Origin of the sequence: Pseudomonas sp. K5002 (genome assembly GCF_013386655.1) — a bacterium.
In the GTDB taxonomy this organism is placed as follows: Bacteria; Pseudomonadota; Gammaproteobacteria; order Pseudomonadales; family Pseudomonadaceae; genus Aquipseudomonas.
On sequence record NZ_JACARK010001118.1, the window covers coordinates 1 to 4,325 of the forward strand.

Annotated in this window: 3 protein-coding genes; all 3 read right to left on the minus strand. The window is 63.6% G+C overall.

Annotated elements, in window-relative coordinates; all coding sequences use genetic code 11:
• The coding region (locus tag HX846_RS33875) for a proton-conducting transporter membrane subunit (RefSeq protein WP_306173190.1) at nt 1–704 on the minus strand (704 nt) is incomplete at its 3' end.
• Complete coding sequence (locus HX846_RS33880) at nt 701–1,045, minus strand: Na+/H+ antiporter subunit C (RefSeq protein ID WP_003192163.1); 345 nt, start codon at nt 1,043–1,045, stop codon at nt 701–703. The genes HX846_RS33880 and HX846_RS33875, both read right to left, overlap by 4 nt.
• Nucleotides 1,045–3,966 (minus strand): monovalent cation/H+ antiporter subunit A, encoded by a 2,922-nt coding sequence (locus HX846_RS33885; protein ID WP_177009145.1) that lies wholly within the window; start codon nt 3,964–3,966, stop codon nt 1,045–1,047. Before HX846_RS33885 ends, HX846_RS33880 begins: the two co-directional genes overlap by 1 nt.
• Nucleotides 3,967–4,325: the final 359 nt, after the last annotated feature.

A 4,325-nucleotide genomic window follows, 5' to 3' on the forward strand; every position in this document is an offset into this window, starting at 1 on the left:
CAGAAGTTCAGCGGCCACATTCCGGCCTTGGCCAGGAAGGCGACGGCGAGGATGCCCGCACCGGCATGCAGCAGGCCGCGATCGGCTTCCGGCACCAGGGGGATTTTCAGTGCCAGGTCGGCAAAGTTCAGGGTACCGGTGACGCCATAGATCAGCGCCGCGCCAATCAGGAACAAGGTCGAGGCCAGCAGGTTGATCGAGATGTAATGCAGCCCCGCCGACACCCGCGCCCGGCCGGAACCGTGGAGCATCAGGCCGTAGGACGCCGCCAGCAGCACTTCGAAAAACACGAACAGGTTGAACAGGTCGGCGGTCAGAAAGGCGCCATACAGGCCCATCAGCTGAATCTGGAACAGCGCATGGAAACTGGTGCCGGCGCGGTCCCAACGGGCCATGGCGAACAGCAGGGCGCTGACGCCAATGATCCCGGTGAGCACCAGCATCATCGCCGAGAGTTGGTCCACCACCAGCACGATGCCGAACGGCACCTGCCAGTTGCCCGGCAGGTACACACCGATGGAGCCGGGGCCGCCTTTCTGGGTCCAGTACAGCAACAGCACGGCGATGCCCAGGCCCACCATGCTGGAGAACAGGTTGATCCGCGCCTTGAGCGGGCGGTGCTTCTCGCCGAGCATCAGCATCAGCGCGGCGGTCAGCAACGGCAGCAGGATCGGCGCGATGATCAGTTGATTCATCCAGGTCATTCCTTGGGCTCCCGGCCGTCCACATGGTCAGTGCCGGTCAGGCCCCGGGATGCCAGCAGCACCACCAGGAACAGTGCGGTCATGGCGAAGCTGATCACGATTGCCGTCAGCACCAGGGCCTGGGGCAGCGGATCGGTGTAGTTGAGCAAGTCTTGCGGCACGCCATCCTTGATGATCGGCTCCTTGCCGATGAACAGGCTGCCCATGCTGAAGATGAACAGGTTGACCCCGTAGGAGAGCAGGCACAGGCCCATCACCACCTGGAACGTCCGTGGCCGCAGGATCAGCCAGACGCCGGAGGCCGCCAGGACCCCAATGGCAATTGCGATGACTTCTTCCATCAGGCGGCTCCTCCTGGGCTGGCAACGGCTTTCGCCTGGTTACTGGGTTTATGGGCGCGCACCGATTGGTGGCCGAGGGCGGTGAGCATCAGCAAGGTCGAGCCGACCACCATGGCGTACACACCGACGTCGAAGAACAGCGCGCTGGCGACGTGGATGTCCCCCAGCACCGGCAGGCTGAAGTGCCAGGTGTGCGTGGTGAGGAACGGGTAGCCGGCGAGCAGTGCGCCCAGCCCGGTCAGGGTTGCCGACAACAAGCCAAAGCCCATCCAGCGCATCGGCCGCAGGCTCATCTGCGCCTCGACCCACTGGGTACCGGCGACCATGTATTGCAGGATGAACGCGACGGACATCACCAGGCCGGCGACAAACCCGCCGCCCGGTTGGTTGTGCCCACGCATGAACAGGTAGAACGAGACAACCAGCGCAATCGGCAGCAGCAGGCGCACCAGCACCGCCGGCACCATCATGAAGCCCAGGGCGGTGTCGCTGGCCTGGCGCGGGTTGATCAGGTCTGTGGCCACGTCGGGTGCCAGTTGGCGCTGTTGCGCGGGCAATTCCATGCTTTCCTTCGACGGGCGGAAGCGGCGCAGCAGGGCGTAGACGGTCAGCGCCACGGCGCCGAGCACGGTGATTTCACCGAGAGTGTCGAAGCCCCGGAAGTCCACCAGCATCACGTTCACCACATTGCTGCCACCGCCTTCTGGCAGGGCACGGCTGAGGTAGAAGGAGGAGATGTCGTTGGGCGTCTGGCGGGTCAGCATCGCGTAGGAGAGCAGCGCCATGCCGCCACCGACCACGGTGGACAGGAGGAAGTCCCGCAGGCGGCGGATGCGTGCCTTGCGCAGCGAGCTGGGCAGTGGGGAAACTTCTTCGATCCGCCGTGGCAGCCATCGCAGGCCCAGCAGGATCAGCACGGTGGTGACCACTTCCACCACCAGTTGCGTCAGCGCCAGGTCTGGCGCCGAGAACCAGACGAAGGTCACGCAGGTCACCATCCCGCACACGCTGACCATGGTCAGGGCTGCCAGCCGGTGGTACTTGGCTTGCCAGGCGGCGCCCAGGGCGCAGGCGATTGCCAGCAGCCACAGGGTGACGAACACGATGGAGCCCGGGATCTTCGGCCGGTCGCCCCAACTGATGCCGCTGTAGAGCATCGGGATCAACCCGGCGATCACCGCCGCCAGCACCAGCAGGAACAGCTGGGTTTGCAGGCGTTTGGTGCTGATGCGTTTTTCGATCTTGCGCACCCCGCGCATCATCACCACCAGGCAGCGCTCGAAGCCGCGCTTGCCATTGAAGTAGCTGATGATCGGCGGGTATTTGAAGCGGCCCAACTTGAGTTGCTTGCGCAGCAGCAGATAGAGCACCACGCCGCCGGACATGGCCACCAGGCTCATGATCATCGGCGCGTTCCAGCCGTGCCAGATGGCGAGGCTGTATTCCGGCAGTTCGCCGCCGACCACCGGCAGGGCCGCTGCGGCGAGGATCGAACCGACCACCTGGGCCGGGAAAATCCCCACCAGCAGGCAGGTAAACACCAGCAACTCCACCGGCGCACGCATCCAGCGTGGCGGCTCGTGCGGGGTGTGGGGCAGGTTGGTGGCCTTGGGGCCGAAGAACACATCCACGGTAAAGCGCAGGGCATAGGCCACGCTGAAGGTACCGGCGATGGTGGCGATGACCGGCAGGGCGATTTCCACCCAGGCGGTGGCGGAGATAAATACGGTCTCGGCGAAGAACATTTCCTTGGACAGGAAACCGTTGAGCAGCGGCACGCCGGCCATGGACGCACTGGCGACCATCGCCAGGGTGGCGGTAAACGGAATCAGCTTGAACAGGCCGCTGAGCTTGCGGATGTCACGGGTGCCGCTTTCGTGGTCGATGATCCCCGCCGCCATGAACAGCGACGCCTTGAAAGTGGCGTGGTTAAGGATATGGAATACGGCGGCGACAGCGGCCAGCGGGCTGTTGAGGCCCAGCAGCAAAGTGATCAGCCCGAGGTGGCTGATGGTGGAGTAGGCCAGCAGGCCCTTGAGATCGTTCTGGAACATGGCGCAATAAGCGCCGAGCAGCAGGGTAATGGCGCCGGCACCGCCGACAATCCAGAACCACTCTTCGCTGCCGGACAGCGACGGCCACAGGCGGGCCAGCAGGAACACGCCGGCCTTCACCATCGTTGCCGAGTGCAGGTAGGCCGACACCGGCGTCGGTGCAGCCATGGCGTGGGGCAGCCAGAAGTGGAAGGGGAATTGCGCGCTTTTGCTCAGGGCGCCGATCAGCACCAGGGCGAGCATGATCGGGTACAACGAATGGGCACGGATTTGATCACCGGCAGCCAGGACCTGGTCCAGGTCGTAGCTGCCGACGATATGCCCGAGCAGCATCACCCCCGCCAGCAGGCACAAGCCGCCCGCGCCGGTGACCATCAGCGCCATATAGGCGCCACGCCGGGCATCGGCGCGGTGGTGCCAGTAGCCGATCAGCAGGAACGAGAACAGGCTGGTGAGCTCCCAGAAAAACACGATCTGGATCAGGTTGCCGGAGATCACCAGGCCGAGCATCGCACCCATGAAGGCCAGGAAAAACGCGAAGAAGCGCGGCACCGGGTCTTCCGGCGACATGTAATACCGGGCGTACAGCGACACCAGGGTCCCGATGCCCAGCACCAGCATCGAGAACAACCAGGCAAAACCGTCCATGCGCAATACGAAGTTCAGCCCGAGGCTGGGCAACCACATGAATTCTTCACGTATCACGCCACCATGGGCGATCTGGGGGTAGAGCAGGGCGACTTGAACCGTCCCGACCAGGGCCACAAGGCCGGCCAGCATGGACTCTGTGTTGCGTGCGTTGTGCGGCAGCAAGGCCGCCAGACAGCTGCCGATAAAAGGCAGAAGCAGTAGAACTATCAGGGACATAGGCTTCTAATCTGCGGGAGTTTGGGATGCATCATACGTGCCGGAATCTTGATCACCAAACGGCAAGATGTGGCAGGATCCTACAAGGTAGGCTGAAAAAGGCTGTTTGGCATTGTTTCAATGCCCGTATCCAGGGCAGGTATGCTGTTCAGAGGTTTTTTTCAGCCTGTTGCATAAGGACGTGTGATGACCCAGCGATTGCTCCACCTTGACCATGTCGCCTGCCGCCTGCCGGATGGACGCAGCCTGTTCGACAATCTGAACCATGCCTTCAGCGCCCGGGCGACCGGCCTCGTGGGGGCCAACGGGACGGGCAAGTCCTTGCTGGGCGCAATGCTCGCGGGCACCCTGCAGCCCAC

Bases quoted from the DNA above. Each gene is read 5' to 3' on its own strand.
- HX846_RS33880 (WP_003192163.1), bottom strand. From the start codon at position 1,045: ATGGAAGAAGTCATCGCAATTGCCATTGGGGTCCTGGCGGCCTCCGGC.
- HX846_RS33885 (WP_177009145.1), bottom strand. From the start codon at position 3,966: ATGTCCCTGATAGTTCTACTGCTTCTGCCTTTTATCGGCAGCTGTCTG.